The organism is Marinospirillum perlucidum, from assembly GCF_003336805.1.
GTDB lineage: Bacteria > Pseudomonadota > Gammaproteobacteria > Pseudomonadales > Halomonadaceae > Marinospirillum > Marinospirillum perlucidum.
In genome coordinates, this window is sequence record NZ_QFWJ01000006.1 from 16143 (window position 1) to 40826 (window position 24684).

23 protein-coding genes and 1 riboswitch are annotated in these 24684 nt (G+C 54.8%); of the genes, 11 read left to right on the forward strand and 12 right to left on the reverse strand.

Annotated elements, in window-relative coordinates:
• Positions 1-10 precede the first annotated feature (10 nt).
• A complete protein-coding gene (locus DFK18_RS09075; protein ID WP_114417947.1) occupies positions 11-352 on the forward strand; it encodes a HopJ type III effector protein in 342 nt (113 codons plus the stop codon).
• Here DFK18_RS09075 and DFK18_RS09080 read toward each other — a convergent pair.
• The 3 genes from DFK18_RS09080 to DFK18_RS09090 form a co-directional block, all read right to left on the reverse strand.
• Positions 349-1089, reverse strand: coding sequence for a sporulation protein (locus DFK18_RS09080; protein WP_114417948.1), 741 nt, complete (start codon positions 1087-1089; stop codon positions 349-351). The two genes, DFK18_RS09075 and DFK18_RS09080, sit on opposite strands and share 4 nt — an antisense overlap.
• 116 nt (positions 1090-1205) lie before the next feature.
• The gene (locus DFK18_RS09085; protein ID WP_114417949.1) at positions 1206-1610 is read right to left on the reverse strand and encodes a DUF423 domain-containing protein; all 405 of its coding nucleotides are present in this window, start codon (positions 1608-1610) and stop codon (positions 1206-1208) included.
• Positions 1611-1760: 150 nt separating this feature from the next.
• Entirely contained in the window at positions 1761-2342 is a 582-nt protein-coding gene (locus DFK18_RS09090; RefSeq protein WP_114417950.1) for a YqaA family protein, read from the reverse strand.
• A 275-nt stretch (positions 2343-2617) separates the two neighbouring features.
• Between DFK18_RS09090 and DFK18_RS09095 the strand changes: the two genes are divergently transcribed.
• Entirely contained in the window at positions 2618-4867 is a 2250-nt protein-coding gene (locus DFK18_RS09095) for a polyprenyl synthetase family protein (RefSeq protein WP_114417951.1), read from the forward strand.
• An 81-nt stretch (positions 4868-4948) separates the two neighbouring features.
• On the opposite strand, the gene thiC is transcribed toward DFK18_RS09095, so the two are convergent.
• Positions 4949-6850: a phosphomethylpyrimidine synthase ThiC gene (gene thiC, locus DFK18_RS09100; protein ID WP_114417952.1), complete on the reverse strand. Its 1902-nt coding sequence runs from the start codon at positions 6848-6850 to the stop codon at positions 4949-4951.
• Between the two features lie 76 nt (positions 6851-6926).
• A riboswitch (TPP riboswitch) is annotated at positions 6927-7026 on the reverse strand.
• A gap of 139 nt (positions 7027-7165) precedes the next feature.
• On the opposite strand from thiC, the gene DFK18_RS09105 reads away from it, so the two are divergent.
• The 3 genes from DFK18_RS09105 to DFK18_RS09115 all read left to right on the forward strand — a co-directional run bounded on the left by DFK18_RS09105 (position 7166) and on the right by DFK18_RS09115 (position 10260).
• Positions 7166-7693: a hypothetical protein gene (locus DFK18_RS09105; RefSeq protein ID WP_114417953.1), complete on the forward strand. Its 528-nt coding sequence runs from the start codon at positions 7166-7168 to the stop codon at positions 7691-7693.
• Between the two features lie 123 nt (positions 7694-7816).
• Positions 7817-8863 (forward strand): DUF2868 domain-containing protein, encoded by a 1047-nt coding sequence (locus DFK18_RS09110; RefSeq protein ID WP_114417954.1) that lies wholly within the window; start codon positions 7817-7819, stop codon positions 8861-8863.
• A complete protein-coding gene (locus tag DFK18_RS09115) occupies positions 8860-10260 on the forward strand; it encodes a DUF3482 domain-containing protein (protein WP_114417955.1) in 1401 nt (466 codons plus the stop codon). The genes DFK18_RS09110 and DFK18_RS09115 overlap by 4 nt, the downstream gene beginning before the upstream one ends.
• Positions 10261-10520: 260 nt before the next feature.
• On the opposite strand, the gene wrbA is transcribed toward DFK18_RS09115, so the two are convergent.
• Positions 10521-11120 carry an NAD(P)H:quinone oxidoreductase gene (gene wrbA, locus DFK18_RS09120; protein ID WP_114417956.1) on the reverse strand — a complete coding sequence of 200 codons (600 nt, stop codon included), beginning with the start codon at positions 11118-11120 and terminating at the stop codon, positions 10521-10523.
• A 231-nt stretch (positions 11121-11351) separates the two neighbouring features.
• Between wrbA and DFK18_RS14495 the strand changes: the two genes are divergently transcribed.
• From DFK18_RS14495 to DFK18_RS09135, 4 genes are all read left to right on the forward strand, one after another.
• Positions 11352-11708 (forward strand): hypothetical protein, encoded by a 357-nt coding sequence (locus DFK18_RS14495; RefSeq protein WP_162299742.1) that lies wholly within the window; start codon positions 11352-11354, stop codon positions 11706-11708.
• Between the two features lie 97 nt (positions 11709-11805).
• Entirely contained in the window at positions 11806-12156 is a 351-nt protein-coding gene (locus tag DFK18_RS09125; protein WP_114417957.1) for a hypothetical protein, read from the forward strand.
• Positions 12157-12254: 98 nt separating this feature from the next.
• A complete protein-coding gene (locus DFK18_RS09130; RefSeq protein WP_114418066.1) occupies positions 12255-14621 on the forward strand; it encodes a heavy metal translocating P-type ATPase in 2367 nt (788 codons plus the stop codon).
• A gap of 33 nt (positions 14622-14654) precedes the next feature.
• Positions 14655-15113, forward strand: coding sequence for an ATPase (locus DFK18_RS09135; RefSeq protein ID WP_114417958.1), 459 nt, complete (start codon positions 14655-14657; stop codon positions 15111-15113).
• A 64-nt stretch (positions 15114-15177) separates the two neighbouring features.
• On the opposite strand, the gene DFK18_RS09140 is transcribed toward DFK18_RS09135, so the two are convergent.
• The 4 genes from DFK18_RS09140 to DFK18_RS09155 are packed head-to-tail and all read right to left on the reverse strand — an operon-like array spanning position 15178 to position 19406.
• Complete coding sequence (locus DFK18_RS09140) at positions 15178-15978, reverse strand: ABC transporter permease (protein WP_245944363.1); 801 nt, start codon at positions 15976-15978, stop codon at positions 15178-15180.
• Complete coding sequence (locus DFK18_RS09145; RefSeq protein ID WP_218563932.1) at positions 15971-16588, reverse strand: ABC transporter ATP-binding protein; 618 nt, start codon at positions 16586-16588, stop codon at positions 15971-15973. Before DFK18_RS09145 ends, DFK18_RS09140 begins: the two co-directional genes overlap by 8 nt.
• Positions 16589-16606: 18 nt before the next feature.
• Positions 16607-17776 carry a MalY/PatB family protein gene (locus tag DFK18_RS09150; protein ID WP_114417960.1) on the reverse strand — a complete coding sequence of 390 codons (1170 nt, stop codon included), beginning with the start codon at positions 17774-17776 and terminating at the stop codon, positions 16607-16609.
• Between the two features lies 1 nt (position 17777).
• Positions 17778-19406: a methyl-accepting chemotaxis protein gene (locus DFK18_RS09155; protein WP_114417961.1), complete on the reverse strand. Its 1629-nt coding sequence runs from the start codon at positions 19404-19406 to the stop codon at positions 17778-17780.
• A 144-nt stretch (positions 19407-19550) separates the two neighbouring features.
• Here DFK18_RS09155 and DFK18_RS09160 point away from each other — a divergent pair, with 144 nt between their 5' ends.
• A complete protein-coding gene (locus DFK18_RS09160) occupies positions 19551-19952 on the forward strand; it encodes an acyl-CoA thioesterase (RefSeq protein ID WP_114417962.1) in 402 nt (133 codons plus the stop codon).
• On the opposite strand, the gene DFK18_RS09165 is transcribed toward DFK18_RS09160, so the two are convergent.
• Together DFK18_RS09165 and DFK18_RS09170 are read right to left on the reverse strand one after the other, a co-directional pair.
• On the reverse strand, positions 19953-20432 hold the full coding sequence (locus DFK18_RS09165; protein ID WP_162299743.1) for a hypothetical protein: 480 nt from the start codon (positions 20430-20432) through the stop codon (positions 19953-19955).
• Positions 20433-20498: 66 nt separating this feature from the next.
• Complete coding sequence (locus DFK18_RS09170; RefSeq protein ID WP_114417964.1) at positions 20499-22766, reverse strand: tRNA(Met) cytidine acetyltransferase TmcA domain-containing protein; 2268 nt, start codon at positions 22764-22766, stop codon at positions 20499-20501.
• 122 nt (positions 22767-22888) lie between these two features.
• Here DFK18_RS09170 and DFK18_RS09175 point away from each other — a divergent pair, with 122 nt between their 5' ends.
• Positions 22889-23806, forward strand: a complete 918-nt coding sequence (locus tag DFK18_RS09175; protein ID WP_245944359.1) for a phytanoyl-CoA dioxygenase family protein — start codon at positions 22889-22891, stop codon at positions 23804-23806.
• Between the two features lie 104 nt (positions 23807-23910).
• On the opposite strand, the gene DFK18_RS09180 is transcribed toward DFK18_RS09175, so the two are convergent.
• The gene (locus tag DFK18_RS09180) at positions 23911-24684 is read right to left on the reverse strand and encodes a 3-hydroxybutyrate dehydrogenase (protein ID WP_114417965.1); all 774 of its coding nucleotides are present in this window, start codon (positions 24682-24684) and stop codon (positions 23911-23913) included.

Here is a 24684-nt window from a genome sequence, read left to right on the forward strand (position 1 = left end):
CGGAAACAAGATGACTCTCGAACAACTGATTAAAGAATTAAATCAAGGCCCGGTCGACTTCTCACAAGTGATGGAAGTCATCGATCGTGAATACGAATTCACACCCACGCGCTTTACTAATGGCCAGCAGGTTAATCCTGCTGATAGCAACCAGGGCTCTTGCAAGATACTGGCATTTGGCCTGCACCACCAACTCAGCGAGCAGGCCACCCTCAATGCCTTTGGTGATTTTTACACCCGTGACGTACTGCAAAACCCGCAGGGCGAAGATCACCAGAACATTAGTAATTTCATGAAAACCGGTTGGGCCGGGGTCGAGTTCGATGACCAGGCCCTGACCCCCCGGCGTTAACCCAGCAGCTGCTTGATACGCGCAGTAATTTCATCCTGGCCCAGGGTATTGGCCAGAGTCATGCTGCGATAGCTGTCACCACCGAAGGCCCGATCCAGTTCAAACAGGATGTGGGTCTCGGTGGGTGTGGGCACAAAGGATACTTCCACTTCCTTGAGCCCAAAGAGGGCAAAGCTGTTGGGCCGATATTCCAACTCCTGGTAGCAACCCAGCGTCGACTGGAAGTTGGGAGCCCGCAAGCCACCCTTTTCCACATCGGCCTTGACCAGGGAATAGCCGCACTCTTCCATGGCTTTCAGCACTGCCGCCTGAGTCGGGGTGGGGATAATATTAAGAATATCCTTGTCCCGGGCATCCAGAGCCATATCAATGTTCAATCCCGTCGCTATCCACACCTGAGTCTGGTTATTACGGGCGTTGTTACTGGTAATCGGCGTTTCCAGGGGTAGCTCACCACTGACCGGAATTTCGCGGGTTTCATGGGGCTGCAGGGTGAACTGGTCAGCCAGGTGCCATTTAGCCAGAGTTTTACTCAAATAGACCTCGGCATCATCCACTTCCTGTTTGACGCGGGCAGCCAGGGCCAAGTCCAAACCCGAGATTTCCTGTTCGGTCTCACCGCCTTTGATCATGACGGTCGCCTCAAAGGTATCGCCGGGATAAAGAGTTTCCTTGTGCAGGATGGTATCCACCTTGGCGCCACCGATACCCACACTGGCCAGAATTTTCTTAAACATGATGATGAGTCCTTGTACTTGTATATAAAGAGTTAAGGAGCCTCTGATTAATGCAATAGTTAGTCAGAGGTTTCCTAAAAACTAACCAAGCCGGGCAGCCTCTGCCCTGACCTGTGTCAGTCCTGATGCGAGCGGCTCACCGTCAGACGCCAGCTAGCCACCAGAAGACCTGACCAACCCACCAGAAAGGCGGTACCGCCCAAGGGGGTAATCCAGGCCAGGGACGTACGGCCAGTCACGGCCATCAGATAAAGCGAACCGCAAAAAAGCAACATCCCGATCAGCCAGCCCCAGGCGGCAACCCGAAAGCCCCGCCCTGTTTCCAACAGACCTACCGCCCCCAAGAGAGCCAGGGTATGCCACATCTGATAGCGGGTCGCCAACTCAAACCAGTTTTGTGCCCGAACGTCGAGATAGGGTTTTAACCCGTGGGCGGCAAAAGCACCCAGGGCAACGACCAGAAAACCACTGACAGCAATCACCAGTAACCAGCGGCGTTGTAGAAGACTCGGGCTTAGCATCTTGCCCCCTTGAAGACCTTTAGATTCATGTAAATCAAACCACTATAACAGCTGCTGGCCTGGTGCTGTAGCAGAACCCGCCCCTGCCTGAGGGGGTAGCAATTGACCAGCGAGCATCCAGATCAATATAAAAACACCGGCTCTAAGCTTTTAAAAAACCACCTCATACACGATCACCAGTACCAGCAAGGCAAGCGCCAGTTTTTTGGCTCGGGACTGATGTTTGCTAAGCCACTGATAACCGGACTTACCCCAGCGATTCATCACCCAGGCGATGGAAAAATAACGCACAGACCGGGTCACCAGCATGGCCAGCAAAAAGAGCCCGAAAGGAAACAGCGTACTTCCCGCGGCCAGCATGGCGATCTGCGTGGGCAGGGGCGTCAGTCCAACCAGGAAGAGATACCAGAAGCCCTGCTGCTGCATTTCCATAACCGCTGTCTGGTAGTATTGCTGGCTTTGCTGCGAGGGCAGCAGCCAGGGAGCCAGGGTCTCAACCATATGCATGGCCGTGATATAGCCAAAGCTGGCCCCCGCCAAAAAACCCAACAAGGCCGTACCGGCCAAGGCCCAGGTTCTTTTCTTGGAGCCATGCAGCATCAAGGGCACCAGCACCAGCTCCAGAGGAATAGGCAGGATGATCGACTCCAGAAAAGAGAAGACAAACAGCATCGGGTAGACCCATTTCTGCTCGGCCAGGGCTGAGAAATAATCAAGGTGACGTTTTTTCATTTTTTTGACGACCTACCCGGGACTGACAAAATGGATTCATAGGGCTCTGTCCGTATTCCAAGACTACTTGCTTCTTAGTATTGCTTTCATGATCTTGCCAGCTTACAGGGATTTAATTACCGTGTGCACCATGATAAAAAATGCCTATAATTTGACGTGCATAACACCACTTCAGCAGGAAAAGATCCTGGTTAGAACCTTCGGCAACCCGCGCTGTCTCTATAACAGCCTTCCCTTGCAACCCATCCGACCGAACGAGAATTTAAGCGAGTACAATGGCCAACCAACTTAGGATGCAAGGTTTTGCCAATGCCCAGGATCAGGCACAACTTTTTCTAACCAGCCTCTTGGCTCTCAGTCAGCAGCCACAAACCTTCTCCAGCCTCGCTGAGGCTATCCGCCATTGGCGCAAAAACGCCCCCAAGGTTTCCTTCGCTCACCAGCTGAGCTTTTTTAATAGCCCGGCATTTATCAAAAAACTGGCTCAGGAAAAAAAGCTCAAGCATTACCTGCAGGATTCCATCAGCTATTTATTTGTTCGCGATCTCGATCTGGATTTAAACCAGGCCGAAGTAGCCAGCAAAATCGACACCCTGGCTGAGGACCTGGCTAAACAGCTATCCCCGTCTAACGATCCTCGGACAACAGCAGCCAACACGGACATGATGACCCAGGGCTTTCTCTGGGCCATAAAGCATCAGGCCGAAAGTGCTTTTATTTGGCTATCCGCCAAGATCTATCGTTTAAAGCAGGAACTGCCCGAAGCCCTGGCCGAGCACCAGGGCCTGCGTAAACTACTCAAGGTCGTGGCTGGCGTGTTGATGAATTCATGGCAAAGCCAGGGCGATGCTGCCGATTTTGACCAGGCAATTCGCCTGGGTTATTACTATGGCCTGACCTACCCACTGATTGATGATCTGCAGGACTCTCAAGTCCTGACACCGGCACAGCAGCAAAGCTTTGACCAGGCACTGGAAGCATCGATTTTAACCGGGGTCGTGCACAAGCCAACCGAACAAACACCCTGGCTGACCTATGTTTTTGATGAATTAGCCGAAGCCTTCACCTTTATTCAGCAGCAACAGGGCGATCATTTCGAAGCCTTTCTGGATCAGGCCTATATCTTTTTAAAATCCCAGCAACAGACTTCGGGCCAGCTATGGCTCGACATGATCAACAAATCCAGCCGCTCCAGAATCCTGGCGGATGCGCTGGTTTCCAATCAGGTTCAGTTGGGCAACTATCAGTATTTCGGCCTGTTCAACCAACTGCATGATGATTTAAAGGATGTCGAGCTGGACTACCAGGAAGGCAATATCACCCCCTTTGTTGCCCTGATTTATCACAACCAAACCTATCAGGGCATTCATCCCTACAAGCTCTATTGGGCCCTGCTGCACCACCTCATTTATCACTGTTATCGAGAAGACCCCAAGATCAAGCAGCTGCTGATTAAACGCTGTATCAACAGTCATAAATCGCTCTTGGAACGCCTGGGTAAAGAGCCGTTTTTACAGCGCTTGCAACAACTGACCCAAGGCTGCCCCGAACTGGATGAACTTCAGCAAGCCCTGCTCACGACTCTGGAGATGCCACTGGAAATGGCCTGGCTGGATAAATTTTTCAGCACCCAACTGCAGGAACAACTCCAGCAGGACAAGGCAGGCGAGCTGAAACAACGCATTGAAGGCATTCAAGCACAGATCAAAAACCTCCTGCCTTTGCCAGCCGACAACGAGTTGGAAGAGGCTGGCAATTATTCACTGGCCGCAGGCGGCAAATATTTTCGTGGTGTTCTATGCACCCTCTATAGCCAGGATTGCTTGAACCTGGAGTTTGCGGCCATTGCTCCGGTCATCCGTTTTATCGAATACATGCACACGGCTTCACTGATTCTGGATGACAAACCCAGCCAGGATAATTCCGATTTGCGCCGTGGACAGCCAACCCTGCATCAGCACCTGCAAAGCGAAGCCAAGGCGGAGATTGCTGCCGTCAATTTGATCTTCAAGGCAGTGGAGGTGCATGCCGGCATGGGGATTTTCAAAGCGGAAAACCTGCTTGCATCCCTGGAATACGCCAGTCAACTCAGCCAGAAAATCTGCCACGGCCAGTGGCTGGATCTGGATTCACAAGGTAAAACCCTGAGCCTTGAAGCGCTGGAAGAAATCAGCCTGAAAAAAACCGCCTATGCCATTGAAAGTGCGCTGGTATTACCCGCCATCCTGGCAGGGCAGCCTAAACAGCAGTTGGCTCGGCTTAAGCAGTATGCCCATCACCTGGGAATCGCCTTTCAAATCAAGGATGATCTTCTGGATGTGGAAGCGGATAACGCCACTCTGGGCAAACCCGCCCAACTGGACCAACAAAACCAAACCTCGACCTTTGTTCGCTGTCTGGGTCGTCAGGGTGCGACCGAACAGCTCTACCGTCACTATTACCAAGCCATCGAAGCGGTTCGTGAAATCCCGAATTCACAGGCTCTGGTGCAGATTGCTTCCTGGCTGGTTGAACGGCAGAACTAGTCTTCTTCAACCGATTCAAATCCCGAAAATCCAGCGATTCAGCAAAAGGGCCCGTGTTAAGGGCCCTTTTCACTGGTTGGATCAAGCCTTGTGGTAGAGGGCACCACCCGTTTCCCGGAAACGCTCAGCCTGTTCCTGCATCCCCGCTTCCACTTCGGCCGCATCCACAGCCTCCTGGTCAGCAGCGTATTCACGCACTTCCTGGCTGATTTTCATGGAGCAGAACTTGGGCCCGCACATGGAGCAGAAGTGAGCCACCTTGGCGGAATCTTTAGGCAGGGTTTCATCATGGAATTCCCGGGCGGTATCCGGGTCCAGCCCCAGGTTGAATTGGTCTTCCCAACGGAATTCAAAGCGCGCTTTGGAGAGCGCATTATCACGTCTTTGCGAAGCCGGATGCCCCTTGGCCAGATCCGCAGCATGAGCCGCAATCTTGTAAGTGATAATGCCGGTTTTTACGTCTTCCTTGTTGGGCAGCCCCAGGTGCTCCTTGGGCGTGACATAACAGAGCATGGCACAGCCGTACCAGCCGATCATCGCGGCCCCGATGCCCGAGGTGATGTGATCGTAACCCGGTGCGATATCCGTGGTCAGGGGGCCCAAAGTATAGAAGGGCGCTTCATCACAGCATTCCAGCTGCTTATCCATGTTCTCCTTGATCAGGTGCATGGGCACATGACCGGGGCCTTCAATCATGCACTGGACGTCGTGCTTCCAGGCAATCTTGGTCAATTCGCCCAGGGTTTCCAGCTCACCGAACTGGGCTTCATCATTGGCATCGGCAATGGAGCCGGGACGCAGGCCATCACCCAAGGAGAAAGCCACATCATACTGCTTGCAGATTTTGCAGATATCTTCGAAATGGGTGTAGAGGAAGTTTTCCTTGTGGTGGGCCAGACACCACTTGGCGAGGATGGAACCACCACGGGAAACAATACCCGTCACCCGCTTGGCACTCAGGGGAACATGATGCAGGCGAACCCCGGCATGGATGGTGAAATAGTCCACCCCCTGCTCGGCCTGCTCAATCAGGGTATCCCGGAAAATCTCCCAGGTCAGATCCTCGGCCACACCGCCGACCTTTTCCAGAGCCTGATAGATGGGGACCGTGCCCACGGGAACCGGTGCATTGCGGATAATCCACTCCCGGGTTTCATGGATGTGTTTGCCGGTGGACAGATCCATGATGGTGTCCGAGCCCCAGCGAATCCCCCAGGTCATCTTGGCGACCTCTTCCTCAATTGAGGAACCCAGCGCCGAATTACCGATATTGCCGTTGATCTTGACCAGGAAATTGCGCCCGATAATCATGGGTTCGCTTTCCGGGTGGTTAATATTGCAGGGAATAATGGCACGACCGGCAGCGACTTCTTCACGCACAAATTCCGGCGTAATTTCTTCCGGAATACGCGCCCCGAAGCCCTGACCTGGATGCTGCTGTTCCAGGATTTTTTCCACGGCTTCGCTGCCCAGTTCCAGGCGCTTCTGGTTTTCCCGCAGGGCGATAAATTCCATCTCCGGGGTAATGATTCCCTGACGGGCATAGTGCATCTGACTGACATTTTTACCCGGCTGGGCGCGCCGGGGCTTACGCTGTAGGTTAAAGCGCAGGGGTTCCAGGGTCGGGTCGGCTTCACGACGGCGGCCAAATTCACTGGTCGGACCGTCCAGCAATTCGGTATCTTCACGCTCTTCAATCCAGCGGGCTCTCAAAGCGGGCAGGCCCTTGCGAATATCTATCTCGGCCCGGGGATCGGTGTAGGGACCGGAGGTATCGTAAACCAGGATTTCAGGATTCTTTTCGGTTCCGAACTGGGCGGGCGTGTCCGCCTGGCTGATCGCCCGCATGGGCACCTGGATATCGGGACGCGACCCTTGCAGATAAACCTTGCGGGAATTGGGCAGCGGCTGGACACTGGCCTCATCGACCTGGGCCTTTTCTCTTAAAAACTGGCTGCTGAAATTGGATTCGGGCTGATTCATTGCTTGCTCCCACGAAAGCTGATCGAAATGCGGGAACCGGCAGGGCGGAAAAAACGAGGGCGGACAGACCGCAATACAGAAGAGGTATCTCGATTCCTACGCCGGTACTAACCGGTTCAGGTTCAACGGGTATTATCTCAGCCTGGATTATTTGCCAGGCACCCCGTCAAGATGTCACGGGGAGTTTAGCAACAGCCCCCGGTAAGCGAAAGCAAACTTTTTTTGTTTTCTATCTAAAGTTTCCCGCCAGGCCGCCGAAATAGGGTTCAGAAGCCTTCATTAACTTCTGTTTTTTGATCAGGAACGACAGCCGCCATGCGTATTGAAAACGCTTTTAATCACTCTCTAGAAGCTCAGGAAAGCCTGAACAACTCGCTGAATTCAGCGCAGGGTGCTCAGTTTTCACTGATGTTGAGTTTGATGATGGCACCTGTCTATTCCCCGGATCTGCCAGGGATTTACAACACCCTGCCCACCTATGCGCCCCAACCGATCCATCCGTCGCATATACCGACCAAATATGATCCTCCGGGCCTGACCAACTACACCAACCGCCCCCCCAACCACCATGACATCGTTCTGGTGGAAGACACCTACAGCCGCCGTCTGGCTCGCCAGATCCAAGGCAGCATGGGTCATGCCCTAACCTACGGCAACCCCGGCCATTTCAGCTGGCTGAGAGCCCTGACTGAGGAGTACCCCAAACTCCAGTATGTCACCACCATGAAGCCGGCCCAGGCTCCTGATCCCCGTCAGGTCGCCGCTGCCTATGCAGCCCAGGCCAAACCGGATACAGAAACCCTGGTCAAGGAAATCAGCAATAACCTGCAAACCGCTGCCTGATATCCAACCGTTTGCTGTTGATCGATAACTCCCTCTTGCTTAATCAAAGCTGCTAACATCAGTTCTATCCTCTTGCCCGCTGCCAACTTCTAGGCTCGGGTTAAAGTTAGCTAGGGAGATATTTTGGAGACCTCTCAGGAACTTAAACGCCCCTTTTGGCTACTCTGGGTAGCAGCTATAGCTGGCCTGATTTTGGGTTCGGCTGCCCTGGCTTATACCTCGGAAGGACGCATTAACCTCCTGGGCATCTGGTGGCTCTGGGCGGGCTTGCCTTTACTGGGCAGTCTTCTGGCACTGGTGTTGATGCTTTTGCCCCGCTCGCCTCTTTGGCTTAAACCCCTGCTCAAGCGCTCCAGCTACTGGCAACCCCAGACTCATCAACGCTGGTGGTTGCTGCAGCAAATGCATTTGCTCTGGGTGGTCTTTGCCCTGGGCATTTTGCTGGTTTTTCTCCTGCTGCTGCTGTTTACCGATCTGGCTTTTGGCTGGAGTTCCACCCTGATTACGGATGCCGATCAACTGTTGCCTCTCTTCCGGTGGATCAGCCTACCCTGGCAGGCCTTCTGGCCTCAGGCGGTTCCTGATCTGTCACTGGTTGAAGCCACTCGTTTTGCGCGCATCGAAAACACCCAGGGCAACTTTGCACTGGCCAGCCGCTGGTGGCCTTTTCTGCTGGCCAGTCTGCTCACCTACAACCTGCTACCCCGGCTCTTGTTAATGCTTTTCTGTCGCTGGCGTTATCGGCAGTTACTGGCCCAGCGTCTGGAAATTCGCGGCCAGGAAGAACCCGAAAACCCTGACCCGACAGCAACCAACCTGAAGGAGGAGTCTCCCGCTGCCTGGCAGACTGCTCCCCACCTGGGCTGGCAACTGGCAACGGCGGCCGCCAGCCAACCGCTGGCCCTGAATCTGGGGCAAGGACGCTGGCAGGAAGAAGAAGCCCTCTGGCAAAGCTGGCTAAAACAAGCACCCCAACAACTGGTTTGGGAAGTATCCGGCCAGCAAACACCTCTGGCAGAACTGGCCGACAAAATCAACGAAGCTCGCCAGGCGGGTTGTCAGCAAGCTATTCAAGTCGTTGCAGAGCCATCACCCAGTAAGCGCCACCTGGCCAGTTGGCAGAGTTTTGCCCACAAGCATCAACTCACCTGGCTGGAGGCTCATTCATGACACCGCCTCATTTTTGTGTCGTTGGTCACCCCAACCAGGGCAAGTCCTCGCTGGTTTCCACGCTGGTGGAAAACGACAGTGTCAAAATTGGTACGGAATCCGGCACGACGCAAAGCAGCCAGGATTATGAATTCCACCTGGGCAACCAATGCCTCTTGACCCTGACGGACACCCCCGGCTTTCAGCGCCCTCGCCAACTGCTGGCCTGGTTGGAAGCCGAGTCAGTCAGTCCGGCAGAACGACCGCAAAGAGTCAGGGATTTTCTCAAGAAGGAAGAACACTGGCAGTCTTTCCCTGATGAATGCCAGCTTTTACGCCCGATCATGCAGGGAGCCGGTATTCTCTATGTCACCGATGCGGCCAGCGAGCCAACAGCGGCCGATGAAGCAGAAATGGAAATACTGCGCTGGACTGGCCAACCCCGCATGGCCGTGATTAACCCGATCACTCAGGAAGGGCCTCACCAACAATGGCAGGCAACCCTCAACCAGTTTTTCCAGTGGGTACGAATATTTAATCCTCTCACAGCCAGCCTGCCTGCCCGCCAGGCGCTACTGCGTGCGCTGGCCGAACTCACCAGTGAATGGACACCCGCCCTGCACCGCTTGAGCCAACTTTTGGCCAGCCGGGACCAGCAACGACTGGAAGAAGTCAGCCTGGAACTGGCTGAATACTGGTGCGAGCAGATCAGTCGCCGCGAAGCCCTCGGTGGTCTGCCACCTTTACTGGCAGGCAGCCCCGAAGAGTTTTTACAGGAAAAACTGGATGCCGCCGAAAACCAGCTGTTTGAACACCTGAGTCAAAAATGGGGGCATGCTTCCACCCGGCTGGAAACGACCCGTGAATGGGAGCTGGGCCAGGAAAACCTGATGAATACTGAAAACTGGTATCTCTGGGGTCTCAAGCAAAGAGATCTGCTGATCACTGCTGGAGCGGCCGGCATGGCAGCCGGCTCGCTAATCGACCTGGGCGTGGGTGGCAGTTCTTTTATGCTGGGCGCCCTATCTGGTGGACTCTTGGGATCAACCAGCGGCTGGTGGGCCAGTAAGCAGCTGCCTGGCAAACGTCTGGGTTGGCTGCCTTTGGCTGGTAAGAAGGATTATGTCGGGCCGGTACGCCATCCCAATTTCCCGCTAGTGGTCATGGCCCGCGCCCTGACCTTTACGCGTTTGCTTTGGTTGCGTCCTCATGCCCAGCGCACCCGCCTGACGCTCCAGGCACAGGCCAGTGACTGGCCGCGTAGCCAGCAGGTTCAGCTTTTGCAGTGGGCCAAGCTACTACAGGACAACAAGTGGAAAAGTCGTCACCAGGAAGCGCTGACCACCTGGATCAGCCAACATCTGAGGGAAAAATTAAAAGCGGCCATGCAAGAGGAAGTCGAAACCAGCTGGCGTTGAAGCCCCCAAAGGACTTCAACGCTGTGCAGAAAACCGCTCAAGAAAAATAAACCGGGATACTTAGGGAGCCTCTGATTAACGTTATGAGCGTAGATTAGGGCTGAATTCATTCCTGATAAATTCCAGCACTTCCTACTTCCGTGTAGGTCGCCAGCGAAAATGAACGAAAAAGCAGAGTTTACAGCGAGTAAATGAGCATTTTGAGATCAATTTCAACGCAGTATAATCAAGCGCAATAGTTAATCAGAGGTTTCTTAGAATTAACCCTGGAATTTAGCCGCTAGACCGGCAACATACTCCCCTTGATGGCGAGCAATGCCCAGCTCTCTTTCATCCGGTTGCCGGGAACCATCACCACCAGCAAGCGTGGAAGCCCCATAGGGCGTACCGCCACCAACCTGCGAAATATCAAACAGATCCGGGTTGGTATAACCAATTGGCACCAGCAGCATGCCGTGGTGAGCCAGGGTCGTCCAGGTGGAAGTAATCGTCATCTCCTGGCCACCACCAGTACCGGTAGATGTGAACACACTGGCCAGCTTGCCAGCCAGGGCCCCCTTGGCCCAGAGGCCACCCGTCTGATCCAGAAAATTACGCATCTGGCCGGACATATTACCAAAGCGGGTAGGTGTCCCCAGCAAGAGGGCATCATAGTCTGCCAGCTCTTCAGGACGGGCGACCTCAGCAGCTTGGTCGGTTTTACCGCCAGCTTTTTCGAAAGCCTCGGCATCCATGGTTTCGGGAACCCGCTTGATGGTCACCTCAACGCCGGAAACTTTTTTGGCCCCCTCAGCAACCGCCTGAGCCAGGGTTTCGATATGGCCATACATGGAATGATAGAGAACCAAAACGCGTGTCATTGGCTGCTCCTTTTCTTTGGATTAGGAAATGTTCCTTTTCAATCTAGTCAAGCAGCAGGCAAATCAGCAAACCCTGACCGATTTCATCTTTTTATGACCCGGATAAACACTGACTAAGACCTTTTTCCCAAACCTGCGTCTTTACCACTTGGATTGGCAAGGAACTTGAAACCTGAACAGGAGTCCCAATAACTGATGTTAGGCACTGATTTTCCGAGTAAAAGGAGGCCCATGCCCCTTACAAGGCCAACAGGTTTGCTCTGCTTGGTTCTGCTCCTTCTTCTAGCGAGCAGCTCCTTGACTGCGGCCTCCACACCTCACCCAGCCAGTTTTCCTCCTGGCCTCAATGCCTTGGGGTCTTCTGGCGCTGTTATTGCCGACTCAACGCCCGCCCCCTGTCATCCTGCTACCTCCGTTTGTCTAGCCAGCAACCATTTGAGTAGCTGTAATCTGGGGCTGGTTCTCTTGCCCACTCTACCAACACCTGTTTCTGTGCCTATCACCACAGCACCGAGCCTTGCCGGAACTCCCGGCTACATCAACCCCTTTATTCCGGCACTGACACCGCCTCCTCAAACCCTTTCCTGACGTTGATCAACCTGCCTGGCTGCCCCTCAGTCAGAAGAAAAACCGTTAACGCCAGTTGCCCTGACTAGAACAGGGTCATGAATTGAGGAGAAACAAGATGTCCACTTCAATCCCCAAAAGCCCGGATCGGGCCTACCTGATGCGCCGTAAGCTCCCTCTCGAAGGGCTGGAAGAAAGCCAGTGGCAACAGCTGCTTGAAGGGCTCAATCGCTTGGAAGCCGTTGACCAGGCCAGTCGATCCGATAAAAACCTGCTACACCTGACTTATGATGCCCGCTATTGGTCAACCCAACAGACGCTGGAGCTGATCAAAAGCTATCGCGGTTACCTTAAAAACAGCTGGTGGACGCGGCGAAAAATCTCCTGGTATCGATTTACCGATGAAAATGCCAGGGCCAATGCCAAGCACCAGCCACATTGCTGCTCCAAACCGCCCACGCCGCGTTAAAAGCAAAGTAGCTATCAAGGCTGCATCAGCAGTTCAATTCAGCCACCCCTGAAGCCTTGGGGGTGGTCAAAGAACAAGCACCTGACTGGGAGGATTTTATGTCCGAACAGACGCATGCCCATCATCACCACCATTCGTCTTCCGAGGAAGCCTCTGAAGCTTCTACCGCCAAAGACCCTGTCTGCGGCATGGAGGTTGATCCACAAAAAACGGAGCACCGCAGCCAACACCAGGGAAAAACCTGGTATTTCTGCTCGTCTTCTTGCCAACACCGCTTTGAAAAGGACCCGGATAGCTTTCTGGATTCCAGCAAACAAGAGGAGAAACCAGCCCCGCCGGGGAGTGTCTACACCTGCCCCATGCACCCGGAAATACGCCAAAACGAGCCGGGTGACTGCCCCAAGTGTGGCATGGCGCTGGAACCCGAGCAGGTCACTCCGGATACAGGCCCTTCATCCGAACTTAAAGACATGACCCGGCGTTTTTGGATTGGCCTGGTTCTGGCCTTGCCTGTTTTTCTGCTGGAAATGGGTGGCCACCTGTTTGCTATTCATCAGTATATCGCTCCCCAGACTTCCAACTGGGTGCAACTGCTGCTGGCGACCCCCGTGGTGGCCTGGTGCGGCTGGCCTTTTTTTGTTCGCGGCTGGAAATCCGTCATCAGCCGCAACCTCAACATGTTCACCCTGATCGCTCTGGGTACCGGGGTTGCCTTGATCTACAGTCTGGTTGCCACCCTGGCTCCAGGCGTTTTTCCCGAAGCCTTTCGCCAGGAAGATGGTTCCGTGGCGGTCTATTTTGAAGCAGCCGCAGTCATAGTTGTTCTGGTGCTTTTGGGGCAGGTTCTGGAATTAAGAGCCCGGGAAAAAACCTCTGGCGCCATCAAGGCCCTGCTGGATCTGGCCCCGGCCACTGCACGCAGACTCAATGATCAGGGCGAGGAAGAGGAAGTCACCCTGGATCAGGTCCAGGTTGGCGATCGCCTGCGTGTTCGCCCGGGCGACAAGGTTCCCCTGGATGGAGAGGTACTGGAAGGCAGTTCCAATATTGATGAATCCATGGTGACCGGCGAACCCCTGGCAGTTAAGCGCCAAGCCGGTGATGCCGTGATCGGCGGTAGTATCAACCAACAGGGCAGCTTTATCCTGCGTGCCGACAAGGTGGGTCAGGATACCCTGCTGTCCCAGATCGTGCAGCTGGTAGCCAGTGCCCAGCGTAGTCGAGCCCCCATCCAGGGCTTGGCTGACAAGGTGGCCAGCTGGTTTGTCCCTGCAGTGATTCTGGTGTCGATTATCACCTTTATTGCCTGGTCCTTCCTGGGGCCCCAGCCACCCATGACCTATGCCCTGATTGCTGCCGTCAGCGTGCTCATCATTGCCTGTCCCTGCGCCCTGGGTCTGGCGACACCCATGTCGATTATGGTCGGGGTCGGACGCGGTGCCCAAAGCGGGGTTCTGATTCGTGATGCTGAAGCCCTGGAACTCATGGAAAAAGCCGATACAGTGGTTGTGGATAAAACAGGCACCCTGACTGAAGGCCAGCCCCGCTTGACCCAGTCGGTCACAGCCGAAGGCTTCAGTGAGGAGGATTTACTCTACTTTGCAGCCGGTCTGGAAAAAGGCAGTGAGCATCCGCTGGCTCGAGCTCTTGTGGATCATGCCCAGGAAATGCAGCTGCAACTACCCGAAACCAAGGATTTTGATTCTCCCAACGGCAAGGGGGTAACCGGTTACATCCATGACAAGCGCATTCTCTTGGGCAACCGCCTGTTGATGGAGGATGAAGGCGTCAACGTGGCTGACTATGAAGAAAAAGCCGAACAGCTACGCAATGAAGGGGCAACGGTTATTTTTGCCGCAGTCGACGGCCAGCCCGCCGGTCTTCTGGCGATTGCCGATCCCATCAAGGAAACCTCAGAAGCTGCGATTGCCGCTCTGCAGAAAGAAGGCATTCGAGTGGTGATGCTGACCGGTGACAACCCCACCTCCGCAAAAGCTGTGGCCAAGCAACTGAACATTGATGAAGTGGAAGCCGAGGTCCTGCCGGAAGACAAAAGCAGGGTCATTCAACGCTTGAAAGATGAAGGTCGAGTGGTGGTCATGGCTGGTGATGGCGTTAATGATGCGCCTGCCCTGGCAACCGCCGATGTGGGGATAGCCATGGGCAGCGGTACGGATGTTGCCATTGAAAGTGCAGGCATTACTCTGCTGCGCGGTGATCTGCAAGGGATCGTCACGGCCCGGCGCTTGTCTCAGGCCACCCTGCGCAATATCCGCCAGAACCTCTTCTTTGCCTTTGTTTACAACTCCGCCGGGGTGCCCATAGCAGCCGGGATTCTCTATCCCTTTGCCGGTATTCTGCTATCCCCCATCTTTGCAGCAGCTGCCATGTCGCTATCTTCCGTCAGTGTCATCGCCAATGCGCTGCGGCTGCGTTTCATCCCCTTGGGGCAGAAACAAGAGTGAGCATTTTTTTGGAAACAGTAAAAGGAGAGCTTTATGCAAATAAAAACTCTAGCCGATCTAGTGGACTGGACCCGACAACAACACCTGCGGCTGGCTGAGTGTTTGGCCGCAGACGCAGACCAGCATACCGATGAGCGCGCCAAAATGCTGTTGAGCTATCTGGCGGGTCAGGAAAAAGAGATGGAAAAGAAAGTTGTGCTCGCTGAAGAGCGTTCCGATCCCAAGGTCGCCAACACCTATATTTTTGATTATGTGCCCTATGATCAGGTCCGGGCTCATCCAGAGTGTGACGGCCGCTACCTGCAAATGGATGCAAACGCCATTAGCCGGGAAGTCTTCTCCTATCATGAAGACATCATCACTCTCTACCAGACCCTGCTGGCCAGGGCGGATATTCCTGAAGCAGAAGAACTCATGCAGCTTCTGCTGGAGATGGAAGACACAGAAACCCGACGACTGGTGATTCAGACAGAGCGCATGGACGACCTCTAGAGCGCCATCCCAGGGGAGACCTGGTCTCCCCTCTAGTTCTCTCTCACTTCAAAACCCAAGCAGACTAGCTATTTTCTGGCTGTCGCAAACGATCCAGACGCAGCCGCTCGCGTTGATCGAGCAAGCGGCGACTGCCGCCCACCACTGCTAGAAAACTGCCCAAACCCGTCCCCAGAACCAGTAGCAGCATAATCAGAATTTGATATTTAACCGCCAGGGCCGGAGCCGTACCTGCCAGGATTTGTCCGGTCATCATGCCGGGTAGACTGATAATGCCCGCTGCAGCCATGGCATTAATGCTGGGAATCATGCCTGCGCGCAGCGCTTCCCGACGTATCGGGCCGAGTGCTTCCTGCCCGGTTTGTCCGAGAAGCAGTCGGCATTCAATCGCCTGACGCTGCTGCCAGGCCAGTTCGGTCAGGCGATCGAGACTAATGGCCACCCCCGTCATGGTATTACCCAGGAGCATCCCCAAAAGCGGGATGGCATATTGCGGGGTATACCAGGGGTCCGGCCCGATGATCACAATCAAGGCCAGCAGAGTGACCGAAAAGGAGGAGACAAACATCGACAGGGTGCCCACTCCGTAAGCCCAGAAACCCGTCAGGCGGCGTTTTTGCCGCGCCATGACTTCGCGCCCGGCCAGCAGTAGCATAGCCAGCCCCAGCAGGCTGACCCAGAGCAAGGAGTTAGCCGCAAAGAGGGTTTCCAGCACCAGCCCGATCAGGCTCAGCTGGAGGATAGTACGCAAGCCTCCGATCACAAGACTGCGCGCCAACCCCAAACGGTTCAGATGGGTGATGAGAGCCAGCAGCAGCAATAAAACCACGGCCAGGCTCAGTTGCCACCAGGAAAGCTCAATCACCTGCAAGGGGCACCTCCCGGATAGTTGCTGCCCGGATTTCCAGATGACGATCAGCCAGACGCTTGATCTGCTGGGTATCGTGGGAAACCCAAATCACCGGCCAGCCTTCCTGGCGAATCTTGTATTGCAGCCAATCTTCAACCTGGGCCACTCTTTGCGCATCCAGATTGGCGGTGGGCTCATCCAGAAGCAGTACCTGGGGTGTCCAGGCCAGGGCACGTAGCAAGGCAAGACGCTGTTTTTCGCCGGATGACAAGCGGGCCACGGACCAATCCAGCGCCATGGCGGGCAGGTTCAAGTCAAGCAATTGGGAGGTATCAAAATCCAGCGGGAAATGATCACCAACCCGCTCCTGCCACCACTGGCTTTCAGCGGGCAGCAGGCGGACCTTTTGCCGCCACAGATGGGCCGAATAACTCTGCTGCTCGCGGTCCCCCAGCCAGACCTCTCCTTGGTGAGGGTCGAGGTCGGCCAGAGCGCGAAGAAAACAGCTTTTACCCGAACCGGAAGGCCCCGACAGGCAGACCAGTTCGCCGGGCTCAAACTTGAAAGAAATGCCGCTCAACTGCCCGGTTATCAGCTTTAAAGTGGTCAAGCTTTGAGCAGTCACCGGTCTCTCCTGATCGGGTTATACGGGAGAATCCACCACCCTGGCCATGCGCTTCAAGGCTTCCTGCAATTGAGCAGCCGGGCAGCCAAAGTTAATACGCAGGTAATTGGCATCACCAAAAGGTTCGCCGGGTGACAGGGCCACCCCCGCATCCAAAAAGGCCTGATAGGGGTTATCCAGTCCCAACTGACTGACATCCAGCCAGGCGACAAAGGTGGCTTGGGGACGACTGTAACCAATTTTTCCACGCCGGGGATGCTGGGGATCTTGCAGCCAGCTTTCCAGCAGATCGAGGTTGCCATTGAGGTGCTGGCGTAGCGCCAGCAACCAGTCTTCACCCTGCCCCCAGGCAGCTTCGGCAGCCAGCAGGCCCAGATAATTCATATCCGGCATCAAGCCACGCATTTTGCGCCGAAAACGACGCCGCAATTCGGGGTTGGGAATAATCGCCAGGGCACAGGACAGACCGGCAATATTGAAGGTTTTACTCGGTGCCATCAGGGTCACCGAATGCTGGGCCGCAGCCTCACTGATGGCCGGATAGGGCAGATGCCGGGCACCTTCTTCCAGCAAAAGGTCCGCCCAGATTTCATCACTGATGACCAGCAAATCCTTGGCTTCAGCCACCTCGGCCAGGCTTTCCAGTTCCTGGCGCGAATAGATGCGCCCGGTCGGGTTCTGGGGATTGCAAAGAAGAACAGCGCGGGTCTCGTCTTCCACTTCCTCGGCCAGACGATCCATGCCCAGATCCCAGTGCCCCCCTTCGACTGCCGAGGGTTTCAGGACTACATCCTGAACCCGGCGATCCCTGGCTTTACCCACCAGTCTTAGCGGCGGATAAACCGGCGTCTGGATCAGCAGCTGCTCGTCTTCTTTCACCAGGGCTTCAACAGCAAGATTGAACCCCGGCACCACGCCCGGCAACCAGACCAGCCAATCAGCCTCCGGTTGCCAAGCGTAGTGTTTTTGGCACCAGTCCAGAAAAGCCTGAACCAGACTTGGCGGTATTTCACCGTAGCCAAAAACACCCAGATCCACAGCCTGGCCCAGAGCCTTTTGAACGGCTGGAGGCGCAGCCAGATCCATATCCGCCACCCACATGGGCAGAATGTCCTGGTCCTGGTAGCGCTGCCACTTGAGACTCGCGGTTCCCTTGCGGTTCAAGGGCGTAGAAAAATCAAAATTCATATTACACCCGGAACTGGCCGACCAGCCTTTGCAGTTGTTCGGCCAGGGAGGTCAACTCGGTACTGGCCGTTTGCGTATCTCCGGTAGCACTACTGCTTTCTTCACAGAGATTGACCAGATTTACCACGTTTTCATTAATTTCTTCAGCCACGGAGGCCTGCTGCTCGGAAGCCGTAGCGATCTGTTGGTTCATATCCCGAATTCGCTCCACCGCCGAGGCAATGGAATCCAGAGAATGACCGGCTTTTTGTGCCGCGGCTACCGTCGCTTCGGTATCTCTCAGGCTGGCATCCATGACTTTCACCGCTTCACCCGCACCTTCCTGCAGCTCGGTAATCATGCGATGGATTTCCTGAGTGCTTTCCTGGGTACGACTGGCCAGGGAGCGAACTTCATCAGCTACCACGGCAAAACCGCGACCGGCATCCCCGGCTCGTGCCGCCTCGATGGCAGCATTCAGGGCCAGCAGGTTGGTTTGCTCGGCCACCCCATTGATGACATCCAGCACGGTGCCGATATTCTCGGTATCTTTACTCAGTTTGTGGATCACCTGAGTGGACTTTTGTACCTGCTCGGCCAGATGGTTAATGGCTGTAGTGGCATCACCAACGCTGCTGCTCCCTTCCAGCGCCGCTTCATCCATATCGTTGGCCGCATCGGAAGCTTCGCTAGCATTACGCGCCACTTCATGAAAGCTGGCACTCATTTCGTTCATCGCCGCAGCCACCTGATCGGTTTCCTGCGTCTGTTGTTCCTGGGTGCGGTGCCCCTGTTCGGAAACGGTAGCCAATTGTTCGGCAGCGGCAGCCACCGAGCCGACCGAGGAACGCACTTCATTGACCAGGGTTTGGATTTTTTCAACAAAGTGGTTGAAGTGACGCGCCACCTCGGCGACCTCATCACGACCCTTCTCGGTCAGGCGCACCGTCAGATCGCCATCACCCTTGCTGATATTGGCCAGAGCAGCGGCTGTATTTTCCAAAGGCTTGGTAATCGAGCGGGCAATCACCACGGCAACGCCCAGAAGCACCAGCAGAACCACAGCAGTCATGACACTCAATTCGGTCAGGCTGGCATAAAAACGTGTATCGATATCATCAATGTAGACACCGGTCGCCAGCATCCAGTCCCACTCGGGGTAGTAGCGCACATAAGACAGCTTGGGCTGGGGCTCTTCACTACCCGGACGATTCCAGTAGTAGGGCATCACCGATTCACCGGTTTCCAGGGCTTCTTCAGTGAACATTTTGAAGAAAGGCTTGCCGTTGACATCCTTGAGTCCCATCAGCTGACGCCCGATCAAATCAGGGCTGGGGTGGGCCAACATGACGGCATCAGCACTCTGAACCCAGACATAGTCATTATCTTCACCATAGGTCATGGCACTGATACGTCTGAGTGCATCGGCCTGGGCTTCCTCCAGACTCAATTCTCCGGCTTCCACCTGCTGCTGGTAATCACGGACAACCCCTTCAGCCACATCCACCAGATGGCGGATTTCCTGAAGTTTAAGATCTTCCATTTCGCTGTACTGGCGATTGACCGCCATCATCAGAATGATCACCATTCCGATTACAGCCAACAGATTAATCAACCAGATTCTGTGCTGAATACGAAAATTTTTAAGCATGCTAGCCCTCAAGCAATCTCTAATTTAATGCTTCTTTCTCTTGCCCTGGATCAAGTTTGAGTTTACGTTAACGTCAACAAGTGCAAATGTGAGATTTATCTTGCTGTTTTTTTGTAAGTTAACAACCGATCAAGGGAGTTCATCATGTTTACCTACGCTTTAACCCCAGGGTTCACCGATACCGATGCCCTGGGACATATCAACAATACCCGCCTGCCCGTCTGGTTTGAGCTGGCTCGTAACGATGTCTTCAAACTCTTCACGCCGGACCTGGACCCAAAAAAATGGGAACTGATTCTAGCCCGAATTGAAGTGGATTTTGTTGGTGAGCTTTTTTACGGCAAGGACGTGGAAATCAGAACCTATATCGAGCGAGTCGGTAAAAGTTCTTTCACCGTCGGCCAGGAAGCCTGGCAGGAAGGCACACTGGGAGCCAAGGGCCAGGCAACGCTGGTTTATTACAGCTTTACCAACAAGGCATCCCAGCCCATCGAAGGCGAACTTCGTGCTTCACTGGAAGCTCACCTGCGTCCGGAAACAAGTTAATTAAAAGTGAATCATCACGCCCAAGTGGGGACGAAACAGCGGGTCTCCACTCTTGCCGGTCATGGGGTGATCCAAACCGTAGATACCACTGATGGCAGCTGAAGCGACCATCCAGGGCGTTAGTGGTAGCTCATAACCCAGGCGCAAATCGGTGACCAGTTCGGAGACCTCTTCACCATTATCCCAATAGGCTGCGCCCAGCTGAAAGAAAGTGCCGCTCAGGTACTTTTCGTTATAGCGCTTGAAAGCCACTTCCGCGACCTGAAAATCATCCCCGGAGGCAAGCCCCAGCACCAGGCCGGAACGCCGTCCCAGGGAGAGCTGATAATTGAGGTTAACCTGTCCTCCATCCACCGATTGGTCGACCTGGCGCAGAACATCATAGCCCAGCGCATGGCTGTTTTCGGCTACTGCCTGGCTGCTAGCAACCAAAGTCAGCAGCCCTGTCATCACCAGAGCCAGGAGAAAACGACCGGACATGAACAACTCCCCATTAAAAAACCAGTTAAATAAGCAGGGCATCTTAAAATAAAAGCGCCCTCCTGCCTACTCTTGGCTCGAGTCCAGGCGTTGATAACTGGCTCGCAACCAGGCATCCAGCTGTTTTTTACCGGACAAACGCAAAGCCTTCACCAGTTGGGGGCGTGACCACTCCAAAAACAGCAGGCCCGTCCAGGCTCGTCGATCAGCTAAAGGGATCTCCCGGGCGGGATCACTAACAACAGCCAGAAACCATTTTTTCAAAGCAGTGAGAGTGACAGCCCAGGGGCGATGCCCTTCACTAAATGCCTTGAGTTCGCGCCGATCCGCCGCCAGCAGTACGCCAGCATCATAACCCGGCTGCCTTAACAGCTCGGCGGCCAGATCAGCGGGCAAGTTTTTTAGTGGCTGCTGCAACTGGTCGGGCAGGGTCTGAGCAAAGCGCTGGCTCAAATCTGCTTCCAGCGATTTGCCCCGAGACGTCAAACCGCGAACAACCTGCAGGGTATGCTCACCGCTGGCCTGATCTCGGGTTATTCCCAAACGAGCAGCCTGGAAACCCGCACTCTGCCAGAAGGGCAGTAATTCCGGAGTTGCCCCAAAACTGCTGCCGAGCAAATCCGGCTGCTGCTCCCCACTGGATACTGCCTGTTCCAGCACCCATTGCAGCAACTGTTGACCTCGCCCTTGCCTTTGTAGTCGCGGATGTACGAGGATGCGCTGGATACGCCACCAGGAGACTTCTGCCGCTTGGGGCTGACCAGCATGAAATGCCAGGGATTGAGCCAACAGATGTCCCTGAGGACGTCGGCGACCCAGATAGATTTCTTGCGCCAGCTCTGCATCCATCCCGCCTTCTTCCTGAATCCAGACCAGAGCCAGAGGTAGCTCCTCCTGGCGCATAATGGCCAGGCGCACACCGGGTGTATCCAGCAGTTGGCGAAGATCATCCGGTGTGGTTCGGTAATGGGCCAGAACCAGTAGACCAAACACCTCCCTCAATAGCTTTTCGTCGGTCGCCAACTCATCGCGATCCAGCCAGGCAATACTTGCCGGGTGTTCGCCTTCTGGAGGATCAGGCAAGCGGGTATCCAGCATTAACAGGCGGTTAACAGTAAATTCCAGGGGGTCATCAGCGGCCCAACGAATGGGCTGGTTGAGGCTGTGCTCTTGCCAACCGGGAGCCTGGTCTTGCAGGTAGCGGGTAAAACGCAGTGCAAACCCTCGTCCATTACCTTCATAGCCAGCCTGGGTAGTCGCAAAAACACTGGCGGGCCACAAATCCAGGATTTGTTTCAATACAGGGACCGGCAAGGCGGCCGCTTCATCGACCAATACCAGATTTGCCTGAGGCTTTTCCTGCAAGAGAGCATCTGGAGCCATAAAGCGAAGCTGCCCCGACCGTGACCCCTTCACACCCCGGCCTTCAAGCCGGGCATTAAACTGGGAGAAAAGCGTTTGGCTGGCCAGTGCCGTGGGTGCGGTCACGACCAGAGTCTGATCCGGGTGCTGTTCTAACCAGGCCGCTGCTGCCAGGCCCAAGGCTGAACTCTTGCCTCGCCCCCGATTGGCAGTAATGACCTGAGCAGGTGGAGAAGGCAGGGACCAGGCAGCCAACAGCTTGGTTATCAAAGCCTCCTGATCCGAGGTTTTAGCTCCCCAATCCAGAGTGATGGCTTCGGCCTCATCAGCAACGTCCGCTGCCAGAGACCAGGCATCCGGGTCGGCCCAAGCAGGCGCAGCTTCGCCTTCACGCCAATAGCCGCCGGGCAAATCAGCAAGCAGCCCTTGGCAACGCTGCAAAAAACGCCGGGACAAGTGCTCTGGCTGCCAGGGCCAGGGAGTCAAACGCCGGTAATCAGGATCAGGGAATTGCGACCAGTTTTCCGGTGTTAGCAAAAGCAGTAAGCCCCCCGCCTTCAACGTACCCGCCAGAGCACCCAATGAATCCGGACTCAGCCCCGTGAAGGCATCGAATACCAGGCAGGCCTGCTCACTGCCCAATTCCTTGCGACTAGCTGCGGCCGAGAGGTGATGAATACCCTTTGGCAGGCCTTCTACCGGCTGCTGGTCTGCAGTGACCCACCAACCCTGCTGCCAACCGGCTTCCTTGATCAGGTTCAGAGCTTGCACTCGACACCAGTCGTGACTACCTTGCAGCCAGAGGAGTTGGCGATGCCGCTTGGCCCGGAGCGAATCCAAGTATTTTTTGACGTTCAGGGTCTTGAAATTGATCGTACTTATCCTCAGATTAACTAGTGCAGTAACAATCCCGGCAGCTATTCTCGTCTGCCATTTATTCTTGGCCTTCTCAGGCCAAACATTTTGACACACTCAATCAAATTCTGAACGCCTCTTCCAGCCAGGTCGATACCGCCTGCCTGAAAATCGCGCTTCAGCCCCTAACATTTTTTGGAGAAATAAAGACACAAGAAAACTTTCAGGAGGTACTCAACATGGATATGCAAGTAAAAGATCTCTATCCTTCGCGCACTGGTGGTGAAGCTCGCTGGCTTCCTCGTGTAGACCCGGTTGTCTGGGGTTCTGCCGACCAGAACAAAGATGACTACACCCTGAATCAGCAACAACTCGACAGCTTTGATGAAAACGGTTTTATTATTCTGGAGGGTGCTGCAGAAGACCTGGTTGCCCCGATTCAGGAAGAACTCACGGCCATGAAAGAGCGCCTGAAAGGCCGTGAAGAAATGGTCATCGAGCCGGATAGCGAAGAACTACGCTCCCTTTTCCAGCCTCACTTTTTCAGTGATTTTATCCACAAGGTGGCGCGCGACCCCAGAATGATCAATATCGCCCGCCAACTACTGAATGATGATGTCTACATGCATCAGTCACGGGTTAACGTCAAACCCGGCATGAAGGGGCGCTCCTTTCCCTGGCATTCCGATTTTGAAACTTGGCACGTCGAAGATGGCATGCCCCAGATGCGCGCTGTAACCGGCTGGATCATGCTCACGGAAAACGACCCCTTTAATGGCCCGCTTTTCCTCATCCCCGGTTCGCACAAACACTATCTCTCCTGTGCAGGCACCACGCCCGAGGACAACTACAAGATGTCCCTGCGTAAACAGGAAGCAGGCACACCCAATGTGGAAAGCCTGGACTGGTTGATCAAGGAAGGGGGCGGACTGGCCGGTGCCTTTGGTAAGCCCGGCACCATCGTTTTCCATGAAAGCAATATCATGCATGGCTCGCCCGACAACCTGGCCAGCTACCCCAGAACCAATCTGTTTTTTGTTTACAACAGCGTGAAAAACGCCTGCAAGGCTCCTTTCAGTGGTCAGAAACCCCGGCCCTCCTTCCTGGCCAGCCGGGATACCACGCCCCTGGAACCCCTGAAAGAACCGCTCAAATAACAGCCGCAAACGCCTGGGCAGTTACCTGTCCAGGCAAGCCATCATCAGCTTTCAATCATTAGCTGCATCACGCCTGGACGTGCATGCAGCTTTTTTTAGAAAGGCTACTGACAGGTATAGCCCCCATCAATAACGACTGCCTGCCCGGTAATACCCCGTCCGCGACCACTGGCCAGAAACAGGCAGTAGTCAGCAATCTCTCGGGGATCGAGCAGGCGTTTTTGCGGCACCAGCGGATAGATCACTTCTTCCAGTACCTTTTCCAGGGGAACACCGCGATCCCTGGCCAGATCATTCAATTGCCCGCGTACCATTTCGGTATCTACATAACCCGGACAGAGGGCGTTAACGGTAATACCATGCTCAGCCCCCTCCAGTGCAGCGACCCGAGTCAAGCCGATCACCCCGTGTTTGGCAGAGTTATAACCGGCTTTACCGGCAAAACCCACTAAACCGTTGATGGAGGCAAGGTTAATGATCCGCCCGCCTTTTTGCTTTTTCATCACCGGGAAAACTTCCTGCAAAGTCAAAAACGGCGCGACCAGCATGATATCCAGCAGAGTTCGGAAGCGTTCGGAAGGAAAGTCCTCCAGCGGAGCCACATGCTGAAGCCCGGCATTGTTGATCAACACATCCAGGCCACCAAACTCATCCACCAGTTGCCTGACCGAAGTACGCAGTTGCTCTTCATCCGTTACATCGCAGACCAGCCCCAGGCGGTCATCACCCTGGCCGCCCAGCTGATCCAGAGCCTTGTCCAGGGCAGCCTGATCCCTGTCGAGAATGGCCACCCTGGCCCCTTCTTCCAGGAAAGCTCTGGCCACTTCAAAACCTATGCCCTTGGCTGCTCCAGTGATCAATACGCGTTTACCTGACAT